17 protein-coding genes are annotated in these 16,880 nt (G+C 53.4%); 4 read left to right on the forward strand and 13 right to left on the reverse strand.

Going from position 1 to position 16,880, the window contains the following annotated elements; all coding sequences use genetic code 11:
- The first annotated feature begins 47 nt into the window (after nt 1-47).
- Both FYZ48_RS21245 and FYZ48_RS21250 read left to right on the forward strand, forming a co-directional pair.
- A complete protein-coding gene (locus FYZ48_RS21245) occupies nt 48-839 on the forward strand; it encodes a DUF4396 domain-containing protein (RefSeq protein ID WP_149344096.1) in 792 nt (263 codons plus the stop codon).
- Between the two features lie 450 nt (nt 840-1,289).
- Complete coding sequence (locus tag FYZ48_RS21250; protein WP_242022729.1) at nt 1,290-1,754, forward strand: hypothetical protein; 465 nt, start codon at nt 1,290-1,292, stop codon at nt 1,752-1,754.
- Nucleotides 1,755-1,842: 88 nt separating this feature from the next.
- Here the strand turns inward: FYZ48_RS21250 and FYZ48_RS21255 are convergent, their stop codons facing one another.
- The 3 genes from FYZ48_RS21255 to FYZ48_RS21265 all read right to left on the reverse strand — a co-directional run bounded on the left by FYZ48_RS21255 (nt 1,843) and on the right by FYZ48_RS21265 (nt 4,712).
- Nucleotides 1,843-2,904: a hypothetical protein gene (locus FYZ48_RS21255; RefSeq protein WP_149344098.1), complete on the reverse strand. Its 1,062-nt coding sequence runs from the start codon at nt 2,902-2,904 to the stop codon at nt 1,843-1,845.
- A gap of 63 nt (nt 2,905-2,967) precedes the next feature.
- On the reverse strand, nt 2,968-3,804 hold the full coding sequence (locus FYZ48_RS21260) for a hypothetical protein (protein WP_149344100.1): 837 nt from the start codon (nt 3,802-3,804) through the stop codon (nt 2,968-2,970).
- Nucleotides 3,805-4,310: 506 nt separating this feature from the next.
- Nucleotides 4,311-4,712, reverse strand: coding sequence for a hypothetical protein (locus FYZ48_RS21265; protein ID WP_149344102.1), 402 nt, complete (start codon nt 4,710-4,712; stop codon nt 4,311-4,313).
- 380 nt (nt 4,713-5,092) lie between these two features.
- On the opposite strand from FYZ48_RS21265, the gene FYZ48_RS21270 reads away from it, so the two are divergent.
- Nucleotides 5,093-5,563 carry a hypothetical protein gene (locus FYZ48_RS21270; protein ID WP_149344104.1) on the forward strand — a complete coding sequence of 157 codons (471 nt, stop codon included), beginning with the start codon at nt 5,093-5,095 and terminating at the stop codon, nt 5,561-5,563.
- Between the two features lie 499 nt (nt 5,564-6,062).
- On the opposite strand, the gene FYZ48_RS21275 is transcribed toward FYZ48_RS21270, so the two are convergent.
- The 4 genes from FYZ48_RS21275 to FYZ48_RS21290 all read right to left on the reverse strand — a co-directional run bounded on the left by FYZ48_RS21275 (nt 6,063) and on the right by FYZ48_RS21290 (nt 9,557).
- Complete coding sequence (locus tag FYZ48_RS21275; protein WP_149344106.1) at nt 6,063-7,388, reverse strand: Gfo/Idh/MocA family protein; 1,326 nt, start codon at nt 7,386-7,388, stop codon at nt 6,063-6,065.
- Between the two features lie 265 nt (nt 7,389-7,653).
- Nucleotides 7,654-8,247, reverse strand: coding sequence for a hypothetical protein (locus FYZ48_RS21280; protein WP_149344108.1), 594 nt, complete (start codon nt 8,245-8,247; stop codon nt 7,654-7,656).
- Nucleotides 8,248-8,280: 33 nt separating this feature from the next.
- Complete coding sequence (locus FYZ48_RS21285; RefSeq protein ID WP_149344110.1) at nt 8,281-8,775, reverse strand: GNAT family N-acetyltransferase; 495 nt, start codon at nt 8,773-8,775, stop codon at nt 8,281-8,283.
- Between the two features lie 44 nt (nt 8,776-8,819).
- Nucleotides 8,820-9,557 carry a class I SAM-dependent methyltransferase gene (locus FYZ48_RS21290; protein WP_149344112.1) on the reverse strand — a complete coding sequence of 246 codons (738 nt, stop codon included), beginning with the start codon at nt 9,555-9,557 and terminating at the stop codon, nt 8,820-8,822.
- Between the two features lie 212 nt (nt 9,558-9,769).
- Here FYZ48_RS21290 and FYZ48_RS21295 point away from each other — a divergent pair, with 212 nt between their 5' ends.
- The gene (locus FYZ48_RS21295; RefSeq protein WP_198422253.1) at nt 9,770-11,392 is read left to right on the forward strand and encodes a mechanosensitive ion channel family protein; all 1,623 of its coding nucleotides are present in this window, start codon (nt 9,770-9,772) and stop codon (nt 11,390-11,392) included.
- Nucleotides 11,393-11,477: 85 nt separating this feature from the next.
- Here the strand turns inward: FYZ48_RS21295 and FYZ48_RS21300 are convergent, their stop codons facing one another.
- The 6 genes from FYZ48_RS21300 to FYZ48_RS21325 all read right to left on the reverse strand — a co-directional run bounded on the left by FYZ48_RS21300 (nt 11,478) and on the right by FYZ48_RS21325 (nt 16,701).
- A complete protein-coding gene (locus FYZ48_RS21300) occupies nt 11,478-12,500 on the reverse strand; it encodes a carbon-nitrogen hydrolase family protein (RefSeq protein WP_149344114.1) in 1,023 nt (340 codons plus the stop codon).
- Between the two features lie 92 nt (nt 12,501-12,592).
- On the reverse strand, nt 12,593-13,357 hold the full coding sequence (locus tag FYZ48_RS21305) for a DUF3050 domain-containing protein (protein WP_149344116.1): 765 nt from the start codon (nt 13,355-13,357) through the stop codon (nt 12,593-12,595).
- A 229-nt stretch (nt 13,358-13,586) separates the two neighbouring features.
- Nucleotides 13,587-14,261 carry a DUF4253 domain-containing protein gene (locus FYZ48_RS21310; protein ID WP_149344118.1) on the reverse strand — a complete coding sequence of 225 codons (675 nt, stop codon included), beginning with the start codon at nt 14,259-14,261 and terminating at the stop codon, nt 13,587-13,589.
- A gap of 58 nt (nt 14,262-14,319) precedes the next feature.
- Nucleotides 14,320-14,703 (reverse strand): VOC family protein, encoded by a 384-nt coding sequence (locus FYZ48_RS21315; RefSeq protein ID WP_149344120.1) that lies wholly within the window; start codon nt 14,701-14,703, stop codon nt 14,320-14,322.
- Between the two features lie 36 nt (nt 14,704-14,739).
- Nucleotides 14,740-15,294, reverse strand: coding sequence for a DUF3239 domain-containing protein (locus FYZ48_RS21320; protein WP_149344122.1), 555 nt, complete (start codon nt 15,292-15,294; stop codon nt 14,740-14,742).
- Between the two features lie 153 nt (nt 15,295-15,447).
- Complete coding sequence (locus tag FYZ48_RS21325) at nt 15,448-16,701, reverse strand: tetratricopeptide repeat protein (RefSeq protein WP_149344125.1); 1,254 nt, start codon at nt 16,699-16,701, stop codon at nt 15,448-15,450.
- Nucleotides 16,702-16,880 lie beyond the last annotated feature (179 nt).

Raw genomic sequence — 16,880 nt, forward strand, 5'->3', positions numbered from 1 at the left:
CTGTGGGGAGGCTGACTCGAAGATACTCAAATCAGGGAATAATCAAAATGCTCGCTCAGATTGCAGCGCTTTCATTATTACTGGCACTCCTCTGCTTTCTCTGGCTCATCGTCGACATCATCCGGCATCCGCAGCACATGACGATCATGAACTTCGTCTGGCCGCTCACCGCCCTTTATGCGGGACCGCTGGCACTGGTGTTCTATTACTGGTTCGGACGACAGGACAGCCACGACCAGATGCAGCACGGCAATCATTCCCAGCACGTACAGAGCGGGCACGACGGACACGCCGCACACAGTATGCACGGGGAACAGCACAACGAAATGCAGTCCTCTATGAACTCACACGATATGTCGTCCATACAGAAAAAGCCGTTCTGGCAGAGCGTGGTCCTGGGAGTAACGCATTGCGGCAGCGGCTGCACACTGGGTGATATCATCGTAGAAGGCGGCCTGCACATTCTGGTTCCGGCCGTACTCACGTTGACCGGCGCTTCACTCGTCTTCTTCACCTGGACCATCGATTACATCTTCGCCCTGCTCATCGGCGTTGCCTTTCAGTATTTCAGCATCGTCCCCATGCGGGGGCTGGCATTTAAAGAAGGACTGGTCACTGCCTTCAAGGTCGACTTCTTCTCACTCAGCTGCTGGCAGATCGGCATGTACGGCTGGATGGCCATCTGCCTGTTCGGCATCTTCGGCCTGGAAAATACGGCGATGGACAAGACCAGCCCCGTCTTCTGGTTTATGATGCAGATCGCCATGCTCGCCGGCTTCATCACCGCCTTCCCCATCAACTGGTGGCTCATCCGCAAAGGCATCAAAGAGCAGATGTAGGCCTTCACGTAACTCAAACTGAGCTGCAAGGCGCTCGGTCGCATTTATTAAATAGTTTTTACGTGATCCTGCGGTCGACAGCGTTAGCTATGTGAGTATCCACCCTGGCCGAGGGTATGCTGTTGCTCTTGTTTCAGGACTTCAACAGCAGAAAAGAAAATTAGCCGCAGGGCGTTAGCCCCGGTTGAAACGTCTTTGGTATATATCATCCGAATTAAGAAACGCTACCTGGCCGCCGTTTCGATTAGCGGTGAAGATCACTTACCACTCGCCAATCACCAGACAGCAGCGACCCACCCTTGTAAAAACTACATCCCGCCCCCATTCTCGCTCCTTTTCCCCTGATCGGGTTCAGAAACCGGACCTCCAGAGCCGATAGTAGGAATCAGACCGATTGTACGGATTACGCAAAGCAGGCAGAAACCTGTCTCAGGCACTCGAGGATCTGAAATGAGCATCACGCAACGCTGGTTACTGTTGGCCACCGGAATTCTGTTAATCGCGGGCGGCGTATTCGCCTCAGACGAGCTCCGTAAATCAGCCGCAGAGCCGGGCGATCAGCAGGCCGCGCTGATGCTGGCCAAGCTCGCCAGCTGTCAGAAAATTACCAATGGCCTGGTGACGAAAAACTTCAAAGAGATCCACAGCGGGGCCAACACCCTCAACCAGATCTGCATCGCCACCGACTGGGCGTCCCACGATGATGCCGTCTATGCCCATCATCGCCTGGAACTCCGCAAGCAGGCCCAGAAGCTCGCCAAGATGGCAGAAGAAAAAAATCTCGACGGTGCCAGCTATGCTTACATGCATTCGCTGAATACCTGCATCAACTGCCACGAATACTGCCGCGATGTTCTCAGCATCGTCGACGACTCCGAAGTCAAACTCAAAGTCGTGCCGATTCCCTCGAACTGAGTTGACTTTGTTATCTGCGTAAAAAAAACGATGACCCCCACGAAGAGAGCCATCGTTTCCGTTCGCTGATGAACTGTCAGATCAAGGCCTAGCGGATGCGGGGCTGTTGATCATTCTGCGCTGTCGTGTTCTCGCTGTCACTCCGCGATTTCTGCTTGGTTTTACGGAGCGAACGTTCGGTAGGTTCCCGAACGTCAATGCTCTGGCCATCAACGCGGATCAGTTGTGCGATCAGCGCGTCCTGACCATTGATGGTACCACGACGGGCCAGTAACTTGATGGACGTCCCTTCTGACAGGTCGACATCCTCAAAGCTGTCAGCAGGTCCCAGATTGACCTGGACCATTTTCTCTTGCGGTGTTTCCAGTTTTGCGACAACAAATTTTCCATCGCGACCCTGGAAGCTGGTCTTCCGCGTACTGACGATATCCCCTTTAAACTTTCTCAGCTTCTGCTGACGGGGCAGCTCATTCTGGATTGACTGACCATTAAACGACACGAACTGTGCCAAAATCGCAGACTGATTATTCACGCGACCTTTCACGCCTTTGATCTGAATGTTATCCCCTTTGTCGAGGTTCAACTGGCTGACCTGTTCCTGGGGACCAAGGAAGACACGCTGTGTCTGGCCTTCCTGCGTCTGAATCTTAGCCAGTACCTGCTTCTGCTCAGACGACATGATGCGTTTGGTCTGCAGCTTCTGAATTTCACCACTCAACTGCACCTGACGACGATTACCGCGACGCTGCATATCACGCTGCGCCTGCTGTTTCATATCGTCAGATCGTTTGCGGCTCTCATTCTGCGCTTTTTCCAGGTCGTACAGAAAGATCGTTTCGACAGCGTCATAAAAACCATCACGGTCATAGTCGACGCCGACATGTACCCAGCCGTCCATGTCCAGCTTGTAGCGACTCATGTTCCGCGTATGATCCTGCGAGTGCTGTTTCTTCTTCCCTTGATGTTTTGCCTGGTGTTTGTCCTGTTTCTTTTCGGAATAGTCCGTATCCCGATCGCTCCGGGACTGCGCGGACGAACCAGTCTGATCTCTCTCAGAAGAAGACTCGTTGTCATCAGCCATCACAGACAGCGGCATGGCAACAGCCAGACTGAATGCAGAAGTCAGCAACATCTGCTTATTCAAAACCATTATAAAACTCCTTTGTTTAACGTTGTTCCAGATTGAAAATTCATGAGGTTGTTTGAGTGGGACTCAGTCCCACCAGTCATCAGCGGTATAGTACTGGTTGGCCAGATTGGAGTGCCCATACTGGTATCCGTAGCCGGCTCCATGATCTTCCCACCAGTCGGTATAGATATTGTTCTCAGGGCGATCAGCGGGTTCACCTTCGTAGCGCTGATTCAATCCCTGTAATTGTTCGGGCATGTATCGCCCGTTATTGTCCATCTCCCACCAGTGTTGTGGCAGATCGTTATCGCCGTAGTAGTTATCGTAGTAGCGATACTCGTCTGCATCTTCGCGTCCCAGCTGGTAGTCATATTCTTCCTGTTGATCCTGCCACCAGTTTTCATCAAACCAAGTGGAATCATCGTGCCACCAGTCTTCGTCGAACCAGGCAGAGTCTTCGCGGGGATTGTCTCTGTGGGGGTTACCTCTGCGGGGAGGACGTCCTCTCCGGGGATGCTCGCCGCGCGGATGATCTCTATCGGGGCGCTCTCCACGGGGATCGTCTCGCCGTGGTGACTCACGTGGCGGATTCTCTTCTGAGCCATCGTACCACCAGTCATCATCAAACCACTGGTCGTCGGGATTGTCGTCTCTGCGTCGATGCTCCGCAGGCCGATTCACATAATCCGGCGGATTGTTCGTTCCCCTACGTGCATTCTGTCGTCGTGAATCGTTTGGCATTTCCCGGTCACCCTCTTGATTCTCTTCGTTGAAATTCACAGACAGATCACTGTCGTCAGGTTGATTGGCCGGATAGTAAGGGCTGTAACCCAACCCTTCGCTCGGGGTCTCCTGGGCCGCTGCCGAAGACAACCCACCCGGATCCGGCTGCAGCAGCAACAGCCCCAGACCGAGTAACATCAAACATCGCATCCCTCGAATTAGCATCATCTCTCCCTTGTGGTTGGCATTTGAGGTCAGAGCAGAGATCGACGATTACGCCGATATGCTTGGCAGTGCCTGACACTGCCGGCAGGATTTCTTCAACACAGAAGCGGGCAGGCTGAATGACTGCGACATCCTGTCACCCATCAGCGACAGTCATGCAGAATCGAGTGTGACTCACGATAAAACAGCACAGTCACAGCGTTGCCCGCATGGTTTTGAAAAATGTGCAACCACTATGCCAGCAGGCAAGATCATTCAAATCCGTTGTCATGAAAAAACAACAGATTGAAAACACCTCTTCGCATCACTCGATTTATAAAAAATGAAGTGCCGGAAAATTTCATCGGGCTGGAGAGAGGTCTGATCAGACAGCACAGACCAGAGCCCTCGCGCTGAATGCTGAGCCACCAGCCTGATCGCGTAGAAAACATGACGATCTGGCAGAAGGGTTCTATCGGCCGGAAATTTCGACCCACGCGTTAATCCAGAATCGCCAGGTAAATGATGTAAGCGTCCATACCTGCGATGTAAATGAAAATCAGGCTGGCGTCGATGAATGTCAGGTTCCGATTCTGATATTCTCTCTTCTTCCACCGCTTGTAAAGCTCCTGGATTCCGAAGCCCTCGGTCAGCCGGGCTTGAACGTGGACTACCAGAGTCCAGACCAACAATACCAGCAATGCCTGCAAGGTCCCATTCCACGAACGTGATCCCAGCAGAGCCAGTCCTGTCAACCAGAAGATCATCCAGAACAATGCCATTTGCAGAAACAGCGCGACAAAATTCAGTTCAGGATGTTTCAGTTCCGCTTCCCCATTCGAGGGGATTGTACTGTCTGAATTGCTCTGGACTTCACACATCACGGCTTCTCCGCACGGCATCAGCCGTAGTTTTTTCAGTTCCTGGTAAAGTGGTTCGCGTGAGCAACTGACTTCAAATTTATTTTTCTTCGTAAGCCGACCCTCAAGCTGATTGCTTCTGGTCTGCCTTCTGCAATCTTGTACAAAGCCGACTAGATACAATATCAGCAATGCGTCTGATACAAGGATTTTGGAAAAGTACAAGATTGTCGTACAAGCCGTCTTGTGGCCCTGGCGCACACCCGTTAGAATTAAAGCTGACTGTACGTAAAAAAACCGCTGTCACGTTTCTTGCGGAAAGAGCAGCGGTCAAGGGAAATTGAACTGGCAACATGTCCAGAACGCTTTCTTTACGCACCCTACAAAACTATCTGAGCATTGTCAATTCCAGGACATCAAAAATGACAGAATTAGAACCCGTCAAATCGCATCTAATCGGCTTGGCACAAGAGATTAACGATCAGTACAAGGGGCGGATCAATGCGTTGACTAAATTGGCTGAATCGTTTGGCTATACGAAGGATGAGATCCTTAATGCGTCCAGCAGCAGTGCGGTTAGCGAACCATCACTGAGAAGAGTTATCATGCTTAAGCCTGCTGACAAGGATGAGAAAGAAACAGCCAAGCCAACGGCATTGGCTGACGCAGTAAGGATGGTATTGAGAGAATCGCCCAAGCCACTCGGTCTTAGCGAAGTTGCCCGACTTGTAGAACAAGTCTACGACACTGGCAAGGCCTCAAGGGAGATACGTTCATCTGTCTCCGCAACACTTTCAAATCTCAAAAAACAAGGGGAATTGCTCCATAATGCTGAAGAAGCAACATATGAAATAGCAAATCCTCTGGATAGCCTATCTGCCGACCGAGCTTGATGTTTTTCATGTTTATTGCAGAAAGGAGTGCAGCAATGACAGACATCGCGGGCCTACTCAACGGCCCGAGAAAAAAAAAGGTGTGACCAGATCCTTTGGCGAGGTTCCACTGGTCACACCTGTTGAGTCCATCGTGCGATGGAGACTTGTCGATCCATCATATCGGCATTTCTCCAGCATTTCTAGTTCATTTTCTGGCAATTTGGAGACAATGCCATGAAGAAGAAAGGTCGTAAAGGCCGTAAGCGTGTACGGTGGGTGACCACGTACACCATTAAACACTGGAGATCAGGAAAGATCATCCGACGAAAAGACGGACTGCCTTTTAGATTTCCAATCTTCAGTTAAATAGGACTTGGGACGGGGATTATTCCCCGTCCCATTCCCATTATTCAGCAGGCGTTGCACACAGTAGCCGCTCCCCACCATCGTCAATACGATCTTGATCTTACAGTTTACGACAATTCCAGCAAATATACTGCTTGGCATTATGATCAGTCTAACTCGTAAACTCTTCCCACCCCTTGCGGAATTCGGAATGCAGAAGTGGTTTCGCACTCTCATTGCCTGTGGCCGTGAGTGTGTCAGCATCCCAGTCGAAGCCGCCGCCCGCGCGGTAGGCGGTGTTCCCCAGCAGCACGGTTTCGGACAGCGGTCCTGAATAATCAAAGTTGCAGGTGGCCGGTTCGCCCCCCTTACAGGCTTCGGTCCATTCTTTATAGAACCCGGGTGAGTCGGGGATGAACTGTTCCGGTGCCTGGAAGTTCGCGAACGAATTTTCGGGGAAGAGTTTCAGCGAACCAAAGCCGGTCAGCAGCATCCCCTTGGAGCCGATGAACAGCGTGTTGGCCCCTTTCAGATTGAGCCCCTTCTCTTTGAGAATCGCCGGGCCGCCCCGTTCCTGCGACCAGTGCAGCTTGATCGGCCCTCGATTGTCGTTGGCCGGGAAGTCGAAACTGGTCAGCATTTCGGTCGGCGTCCGCTCAGCATCCCGTTTCGGTCCCGAGGCATCCACGTGCGTCGGGTATTTCAGATCGAGGGCCCAGAACGGAATGTCCAGAATGTGGCAGCCCCAGTTGCCGGTCTCCCCGGTGCCGTAATCCCACCAGAACCGCCAGTTGTAAGGTGCCAGCACGCCCTCTCCCTTGGAATTGACCGCGTACGGACGAAACTTCCCCGGACCGATCCATAGATCCCAGTCGAGAGTTTTTGGCGGCGGAACTTCCTTGACCGGTTCGGGAGGCATCCCGCGACTGGAACTGATCCAGCTGTAAACTTCGCTCACATCACCAATCGATCCCGACTTGATCAGTTCCACGGCCCGGTGCATGTTCGACAACGCATGCCGTTGCATCCCCAACTGTGTCGCCAGTTTGTTCTTCGCCGCCAGTTTCGTCATCTCGCGGACTTCCCACACCGAGTGCGCCATCGGCTTTTCACAGTAGAGATGCTTGCCCATCGTCATCGCGATCATCGAAGGATGAAAGTGCGTATGGTCGGGCGTGCTGACAACGACGGCGTCGATCTGGTTTTCCATGTCGTCCAGCATCCGCCGGTAGTCGGCGTACTTTTTCGCTTTGGGATATCGTTCAAAGGCTTTGCCCGCCCGCTTGTCATCGACATCACACAGCGCGACAATGTTCTCGGTCTTGCCGACGCCGCTCAGGTTCGCTGCTCCCCGTCCCCCGACGCCAATCACCGCGACATTCAGCTTCTCATTCGCGGCGGCCCGCGTCGGTTGCGTCGACGTTCCCAGCCAGAGGCCGGCTCCCAGGGCAGCAGTCGTCTGCAGTGCTTCGCGACGGGTAATCTGATGGGCGGACATATGATTTCTCCTCTCGGTTGAGCGTTAAAGATGAAATTCAATGCTCTCAGTATAGTCAAACAGCTAAGAAAATTTGACCACAGTTTTTTACCCCTGTCGAATTTTCGCGTTTTAGTTACATAAGAACTGTTATTAATTGAGCTGTTTGAAGTGAAGTAAAAAACTGAGCGGCAAGGCTAGCCGCCGGTAATTTATCTGCCGTAGATCATAATTGCTGCCAGGAAATGCTATTCGTTATAGAATGAAGAAACTTATCATTCCGTTGTCATTCCTCCACCTGCTCCCACTTCACCCCGGATTCGATATTCTCGAACACGTTCTCAAACACCCAGAACTTGAAGTCGCCGAAGTTGGCATCGTTGCGATGGACTCTGTTCGGCTTCGTTCCATTGAACATCAGTGTCAGCTCAGAGATGACGGGATGGGAAGACGGGATTTCGAGTCCGAACTTCTCCGGTGTTCCCGCTTCCTGAAGCAGCGTTTCATACAACAGGCAGAGCCGGGCATAGTTTCTCAGGTCAATTGTTCCTGTATAGACGCCGTCTTTCTTCGAGCCGGAAATCGCGTGCAGCAGCGCTTTCCCATCAACATGAAATTCGACGTACTCGTTGACAGCTCGACCGCCGTTGAGAACATCAGGCGAGCCGAATCGCTGTAACTTGATCCGCCGAAACGGTAGCGACTGGCGAATGGCAGCTTCCTTCTCTTCTGTCAGGGGCGTTTGCAGGAATTCATATTTCCCTTGAGGTTGCACCGTCCAATCGCTTTTGCCAGACACAGGTTCCTCTGCGCCCTGCAGCAGACTGACGCCGATGACAATCAGCACGCACATACTCGCTTGTTTGAATCGTGGTAACATCGTTTCTCCTTGCGTCTGTCCGAACACGCTCCGTTACCTGTCTGGTAATAAAACACGTTCCATTTTTACCTCGTGCAGCACAGGCCAGGTCTCGCTGACACACCAGGTCGCCACCTCTTCCCGGGTAGCTCTGAATCCCAGTTTTTCGAAGAGAGGGACGTTTCCTGTTTCTTTAATGGTATCCAGTACGACCACTGGTTGCCCAAGCAGTACTGCCCGCTGATCGATTTCGTCCAACAGACAACGGGCCACACCGCGACGTTGATAATCGGGATGCACGGCCAGGCCAATTACGTGCAGATGCCGAGTGTGCAGATCATATTGAACGGTTCCGACAAGAGTGCCCGCGATTTCAGCTACCAGTCGCGTTCCCGTTTGAGCGCGTTCAGCCTGTCGGGCAATCGTTTCCTCCTTCGGTCGATAGATGGAACGCAATGGCGCAAAAGCGGCTTCGCAGATAACCGCGACTCTCTCAGCATCATCGTTTCTCGCATCACGGACATAAATGTCAGCAGGTGAATCAGGCATTTCATTAGTCTAGGCGATTTTGAAATCGATGCCACCTCTGAATCTCACTTCACGCATTCAATAAACGCGATCGGTGAATTCTCCAGCAGCGGCGACCAGAAGTCGTCGGTCTGATCCTGCAAGCCCTCCGGCGAGAGTTGAGGCGGATGCCAGCGGACTTCGCTGAAGCCGGCCTGGCGGAACGCATCTTCGTGGGTGGCGACGCTCAGGTAATAGTTTTCAATGTCGAAGGGGCCGTCTTCCAGGTGGAACGTCCAGGTGATCGGCGTCCCTTCCTGCCAGTCGCCCACCGCTTTGGTTTCGAAGCCGAACTGACGAAACGAGGGAGACGCCGGAAAGTGAAACGCCGGGCTGCTGTTGACGGTTACGAAGCGTCCCCCCGGCTTGAGCGCCCGTGCAATGCCGTCACACATTGACTGCAGTTCCTCGCGCGTACGTGCGTAATTCAACAGATAAGCGGCGATCGCCAGGTCGTATTCTTCCTGAACCGGCAGCTCACGTGCATCGCCCACAATATAAGCGATCCCCTGCTGATGCGCGTCTTCCTGCTGTTGTGCCAGAGCGATCATGCCCTGCGAAAGATCCACACCGGTCACCCGGGCCGCACCGCGCTGACGAATCATTCGCGTATAAAAACCTTCACCACAGGCAATGTCCAGTACAGACAGACCGCTGGGATTCCCCGCCAGCTCCATCAACGTGTAACATTCCACAAATGTCCGCCACGGCATCTGCTTGGACCGTTTATACTGCTCAGCAATCGGGTCGTAATTCGTCGTCATGAGCGCAGGTCACTTTCAAAAATGGGAATCCGTTGATTTGAGACAAAAAATTTTACGGCTGCACAAATATAACGTAAGATGGGATAGTGGATTCACCGTGTTCTGGAAAAATTCATCAGAATCACTCTCAAAGACGCTCAGAATTCATTAGAGTGCCCGCAGGAGAGTCGGGCCCGCGACCAGATTTTTTATTCCAACCCTCGGAGTTGATTGTGAGATTGCCAAAGCTGTTACTGTTTATCGTGTTATTCTGTTTTGTATTTATATCGGGGGCACAGATCCAGGCCCAGGAAACCAAAGAGAAAACGGAAGCAAAACAGGCAGAACCCCCGTCATCGGTAAAAGAGTTAAAGCCGGTCACCACAATCGATCCCCTGGTACCCATCGATCAACTGCGCATCATGGTGCGTCCCCTGACCAAAGACGAGTTGCAGGTCGAAGCCAATGCCTGGTTTGAACTGCTGCGCAACAAGGCCCGCCAGATTGCAGCGGCCCGGCTGGGGGTCAAGAAAACCAACGAAGCCATCGCCACGAACGATGATCAGCAGGCCCTCGATTCGCTGAAAAAAGCAGAAACGGTTCAGCACATGGCCGACGAAAAGGCCCGGCAGACCGAAGAGGAACTGACGAAAAAAGCTCAGGAAACTTTGGGCGTGGATGTCGCCGTCGATGCAGCCAAGCCCGATCCCGCCAAAGCGGAAGAGGGAACAACCGCATCCACGGAAGAAAAATCAGCAACAACAGCAGACACCACAACCACGCCTGACAATGCTACTACCACTCAATCCGCCGAAGCGATGAAGGCGGCATTCCTGCAGAACATCAACCGGTTGCAGGACGAACGCACCGCGCTGAGTGATCGGCTGGAAGTGGTCCTCACTTCACTGGCCGCCAAGGGGGGAGACGTGGAAACCTATCGTAAATACATCGCCGCCGTCTCCGGTCTCGAACTCGATACCTCGGATGCCAGCGCGGCCTGGTCGGGCATCAAAGGCTGGTTCATCTCGAAAGAAGGGGGCCAGCGGATGGGCTGGAACCTCGGGAAATTCCTGCTGATCCTGTTCCTGACCTGGGTCGTAGCCCGCGTCGGTTCAACCGTCATCAGCTGGCTGCTCGAACGGAAGGTCCGTTTAACGCAACTCGCCGAAAACCTGATCAGCGGTACGATTCGCAATGTGATTTATCTCGTCGGTTTTGCAGTCGCCCTGACAGCACTCGAAGTCGATATGACCCCGGTCCTCGCAGCCATCGGGGCCACTGGTCTGGTTGTAGGTCTTGCTCTGCAGGGAACCTTGAGTAACTTTGCCAGCGGTCTGATGATTCTGATTAACCGTCCCTTTGATGTCGGCGATGTCGTCACCGCAGGCGGTGTCACCGGAACCGTCAAACAGATGAACCTCGTTTCCACCAACTTCCGCACCTTTGACAACCAGACCATTCACGTGCCGAATAACTCGATCTGGAACGGCGTGATCACCAACATCACCGCCAACAAGGTCCGCCGCGTCGATCTTGAATTCTGTATCGGGTACAGTGATGACTTCGAACAGGCCGAGCAGATCATCCGCGACGTACTGGCAGACCAGGAACTCGTTCTCCGCGAACCCGAAGCCGTCGTGGTCACGCATGCCCTGGCCGATTCGTCGGTCAACATCGTCTGTCGCCCCTGGGCCAAAACCACCGACTGGTGGGCCGTGAAAACCGCGGTCACTCGCGAAGTCAAACGCCGCTTCGACCAGGCCGGCATCTCGATCCCCTTCCCGCAGCAGGACATTCACGTCTACTCAACGGATGCATCCAAAGGGAACGGCAAAATCGAAACGGTCAGCAAGTAACGCTTGCAGCTGCTTCAGATAATTCACAGCGTGCCTCTGGATTCCTCATCGAGTTCAGAGGCACTTTCTGTTGACGTGATTGACTTCATGAATGGAACGTCAACGTATCCGCGTCTGCATCGGGAGCGTCCCCATTGTCGTGGAAGCGCACGGGCCGTTGCGCTCTGCGATCGACGGTCAGCTGGAAGATATCAAACCGGTTGTAACCGCCCACCAGGTCATGCAACTGTTTGGGCTCAACGCACAACGCCAGATCGACGTCCGCGTAGAGCAGCCCTTCGTCTGCCTGTTGAATCTCACTGATGGGTGTACCGCTGGGACCGATGGCAACCGAAATCCCGCGCGGACTCGCATCCAGAATGCGGCCCGCCTCTTTATCCCGGCTGGCCAGTTGATCGCGTGCTGCACGATCCAGGTAGCCCGCAGCCACCAGGTTGAACAGTTTTCCTTCAAAGGCGTGGGCTCCTGCGCGAATCAGAATCGCGTTCTTCAGATCATAGTTCTCGTGTACCGCCGGATCATGCGAGGGCCAGACCGGCGGATAGGTCGAGAGATGCACCTGCTCTCCCTGCGCAAGCAGCGTAAACCGTGCCAGGGGATTCGTATTCTCGCCACAGATCAGCATCCCCACCTGCCCCAGTCGTGTCGGATTGACCACCAGGCCGGCCCCATCACCGGGTGCCCAGACCAGCTTCTCATAAAACGTGGGTACGATTTTACGGTGATGATTGAGAACCGTCCCTTCATCGCTGATCAGCACGTTGGAATTCCAGATGCAGCCGCCACTGACGTGCGTTCCTTCGTTGAAGCCCATCGAGACGAAGATCCCGCACTCCCGGGCGACCTCAGCAATCGTCGCCAGTTCCGGTCCGTCCACTTGAATCGTATTCGCCGCCAGTTCGCAGAACAGATCGTGGTTATGAATGGGGGCCTGCAGTGCGCACCAGACCGGAAACGCCGGGATGTAAGTCTCTGGGAAGACAATGATCTGCGCTCCGTTGCGCGCCGCCTCGCGAATCAGCGAGCAGGCTTTTTCGACCGTCCGGTCTTTATCAAGAAATACGGGAGCAACATGCGCGAGAGCAGCTTTGAAGGCAGGGTAAGTCATCTGGGAACGCCACCTGTTGAGAGCAGAATGAAAGGGGATTCAAACGGGCGCTCTGATTGTAGAGCATCGAAGTCATTGTCGCTACCAGATTTTCAGACCGATGCCTGAATGCTCTCCAGTACGCCGTCCCACAACTGCAGCCGGGCCTGAATTGCCTCCTGCGCCGCTGTGATTGCTTCCTGAATTTTGACTTCGTCTCCCCCACACAGTCCGTTGAGCAGTCGCAGTGACAGCGGGGCATGGAAGTCACCATCCAGTTCCACGTGCCGATTCAGATAGTAATGAAACACCGGTGCCTGTTGTTCTGAAACACCGGTCTGTTTCAGGATCGCACGGAACATGCTGGGAATGATGTGTTCGCGCCCCAGAGCGAAAGCCGCCGCGATTTTATGTGGCGCGCCATCGGCGATGAACTCAAATGTTTTGCTCGTGAACTGCCGCGACGGTTCGGGCAGAGAGGGGAGAGCCAGCGCACTCTCGATCCCACTCGATTTGACGGTGGCGATAAATTCCTTCAGCGGTCCGGTGTCGGCTCCCACTTCATTCATGGCTGTCTGATACAGTTCGAAATGGCTCGCGAATTCGCCGTCCGCGGTTTCGTCGCATTCTTCTTCCAGCACGATCTCGTTGATAAACCGTCGAATACTTCCATCGCCCACAGGCACCCAGGGCGCTCCCGTGGGCGCGACAATTCCCTGCAGCGTCTTCACCAGCGACATGAAATCCCAGACCGAATAGACATGGTGTTCCATAAACCGCTGCAGGTCCTCCAGCGTCGCCATCGACTCGTAAATCGGATGAGTTTCGAGGGGTTCGGAAAACGAAGCAATGATTTCAGAAGTAATTTCCCGTGACATGGACTGCCCATTCTCTGGAGATTTAGATGTAAGCGGCGCGGAGTAGCCGGCGGTATATTGAATTAATAATCTGAGCGGAAAGGCGTCAGCCACCGGTAACAGAAAACGTCTGTTAGCTACTCACCGGTGGTGGGCAACGATTCCCTCATTGAGCGCGTTTCCGGAACGGACTCACTCGCGATTATAGTTCTCACCCGCTGTTCTGGTAGGGCTTTCGCTGGGATTTCTCTTAATCCCACCAGAAGAACCAGTAGGGAGATTTCAGTAGAGTCGCGGCCAGATTATTGATCGTTTCACACCCCTGATCCACGATATCGGCACAATACCAGTACTGCTCCCACGCCAGCCGCAGGGCAGATTCCTGATCTTGCGGAGGTCGCTCTACTGTGCATTCGATAACATCCCCGGCGACGCCACAGATCTCCGCTCCAAATTCGGAATACCACTTCTGGTGGAAGGCACATTGAACCTCCGGTTCCGGACAGTCATTCCAGCCACCATATTTTAAAGCCGCCGGAAGCTGCCAGGGGCTTTCGATCTGCACCTGTCCCAGAAAGACTTCGGGATGAATTCTTCCCGACAGAACATTTTTGTGTAAGCTGAGGGAGCCCTTCTCGATAATGTCCCCCGGCCATGCCCCCAGCATTTCATCGGCAGAAAATCCATACTCTTCCAGTTCCGCCCGACGTTCCGCCACCCATTCGTCCAGATTCACCTTTTGCGAAGCGAGGATAATTTCCTCAGGTGACTCCTGATTAAATTCTGCAGCTTCCGTAATCCTCTGCCGTTCTTCATCCGGCCCGATCAAAAACGGATATTGTCCGGTTTGCGGATACTGATCGCGAAGCGCATTCAACTGTTCTACAGCCTCAGCGCCGGGGACCTTGATTGTTGTGAATGTCATACGGCTGAAAATCCTGTTGGAAGAATAAAGAGGACAGCAACAACTTCAGACAGGGAGTTTAGAGATCGCCATACTTCGTCGCCAGTACGACAGTGTAGCCGTCCGGATCGCGCACCCAGAGCTCACGGTGCTGTGCATTCGGGTTGACCAGCGGCCCGTCCAGAATCTCTGCAGACATCGAATTCGCCCGCGCGACCGCCTCGGTGAAATCATCAATTTCAAACCAGAGCAAGGCACCGTTCCCTTTCGATGCCTCGGGATCTCCCAGAAAGGGATGCTCGTGCACGTCCCAGTGGTGCAGTTGCAGGATCAGCGTGCCATCCTCGCGGACTAGCTGTTCGTATTCATCGCCACCATGTCCACTTTTGACATTCAGCAGACTCTGATACCAGCGACTGCTGGCAGGGACATCATTCACAACGATCATCGGCTGTGGTCGCATGCTCGTTTCCTCCCCTGTGTTAACTGAGCTGGGGAATCAGAGTGGATAGATCCCCGCTTTATAAGGTTGATCCAGCTTCTTTACGACTTTCAGCAGCAGTTCCCACTCTTCCTCATCGATGGCGTTAATCGCCCGTTTAATGGTTTTACGACTGGCAGTCGCACAGTTGACGGCAATCGGATTGAAATCGGTCCAGCGCTTGTTGCTCACGATATTGCTGTTATGAAATGTGGCGACTGTCGCCAGCCGCGATCCCTTCTTGAATGGAGCACCGGTCGCACTTTTAATCGGTCGCTTGACGATCTTGACCACAGGATACGGGCGGCCTCCCTGGGCATCCATGTCCGCGACGACCGCAATCAACCCCTTGTCCGGGTTGACCACAATGGCAGGTAACAACGCACCCTGAGCGAAATGACCTTTCCAGGAATTCAGATTCATGATGCAGGCGATCACCGAAACACCGGCAATCGCTCCGCCCAGCGCAGTATGCACCGTCATCAGGGCCAACCCCACGATCACACCAACCGCATAAAAAATGACTTCCCCGGGATAACAGCGGAGCAAGACTTTATAGTTCACTTTAATCATCGGTATTCGCTCTGGTGCCTGGCAGTGTTGTAACAACTGGAGAGAGCGGCTCCCTGACTGCGGAGGAACCACTGGGACACTCGGCAGTATACACTCGTGATTATATTCTGGCAATTCGTTCAGCGAAAAGAATCAAGTGATTCTGCCCGTCACCTAGTTAAACCAGAATGCCAGCGTGAAGAACCGGTTACGGCCGAATGTCCGGTTGATGCGGGCCCACAGTTCGGGATTGGCGAAGTCTGTGATCTCACCCTTTTCAAGGTACGGGGTCGCTGCGGTTCCCTGGAACCACAGAAACGGGTCGATCTCCCGCGGTTCGGTAAATACACGCCTCAGATTCACACCCTGTGTCCCCGGTTTGCCTCGCCAGAAGGGAATCAGCTTCTTGCCTTGCAACACCTCTCCCGCTTCGTCCAGCACGACCAGCCAGGTATCGACCATCTCCTGCGTGACCTTGATTTCGAGCACGCCGGTCTGCTGTGGATTGGGGATCCATTCGCGTTCGTTATCGGTTTCTGCCAGATAAAACTTCCACATCGATTTCGCGTGCCGCTGCATATCTTCCAGGTGTGCCAGTGCTGCTTTCATCCGCTCCGGTTCCTTGAGTTCAAATCGCCAGAGGTGAATGAACGCCAGGATGTCCGAGACGAGCGGCCGGTTGAATCCTCGAGGACCACCCAGGAGACTGCCGAAATTGCGATTTGATTCCATCAAAAAAGGATAGGGTGTGTTGACTTTTTCAAAAAACAGATGAGCGGTACAGTTAAACATTTCCTGGCCGTCGATCGCCAGTAACACTTCCCCCCAGGCACTCAGGAAATTGCAGTAACCGGCCAGCCAGTCCACATCGCCCCGGTCGAATTGAATCACAAAGTTTCGATCCTGCTTCTGTTCTTCGGGAGTTCTGGCAGTGCCCATCAGGTAGCTGCCATCAACGAGTGTTCCAGTCCCGAACAGATTGACTTTGATGCTCAATACAGGCAACGGTAATTTCACATCAGGATCTTTGATGGCTGAGAGGGTTTTCTCTGCCGCGTTGAGATCATTGACCCAGGTTTGCAGCATCTGGCGGAAGTCGGCGTAAGAGATAGTTTCGGGGTTTGGATTATGAGGTAGAAAATCGCTGATTTGCCCCGGGAGATTTCCGAAGCCGCTTCGGGTCAGCAGTCCATATTGATAAAAGTCTGTCCCCAGATGTTCAAACGACTGAAAGAACTGCACTACTCCCAAGCCAAACCGCGCCTGGTCATCTTCCGGATTCTCTTTTAATTGTTTCTGCAGAGCCTGAGCCCCTTCGTCCAGTTTTCCCGATGTCAGATATTCCTCCGCCAGCGGGGCGGCAGCAGCGAATTGACTCATCAGGAACAGCGTTCCCAGACAGACTGGAATTAGAATCGAACGACGCATGACAGGGCTCCTGGTTAATGTGGTAAGTCTTTTACATATCTGTCGTTCCGCAGTGAGTGTACCGCCGACGGAATGACATCCCACATTGTAAGGCGTTTTACGTGGAGGAACATCACGCATTTTTTTGAAAAATGTTTTTCCACTGTCGGCTCAGCAGGCACGACGGACGCTGATCAACC

The organism is Gimesia chilikensis (assembly GCF_008329715.1).
Taxonomy (GTDB): Bacteria; Planctomycetota; Planctomycetia; order Planctomycetales; family Planctomycetaceae; genus Gimesia; species Gimesia chilikensis.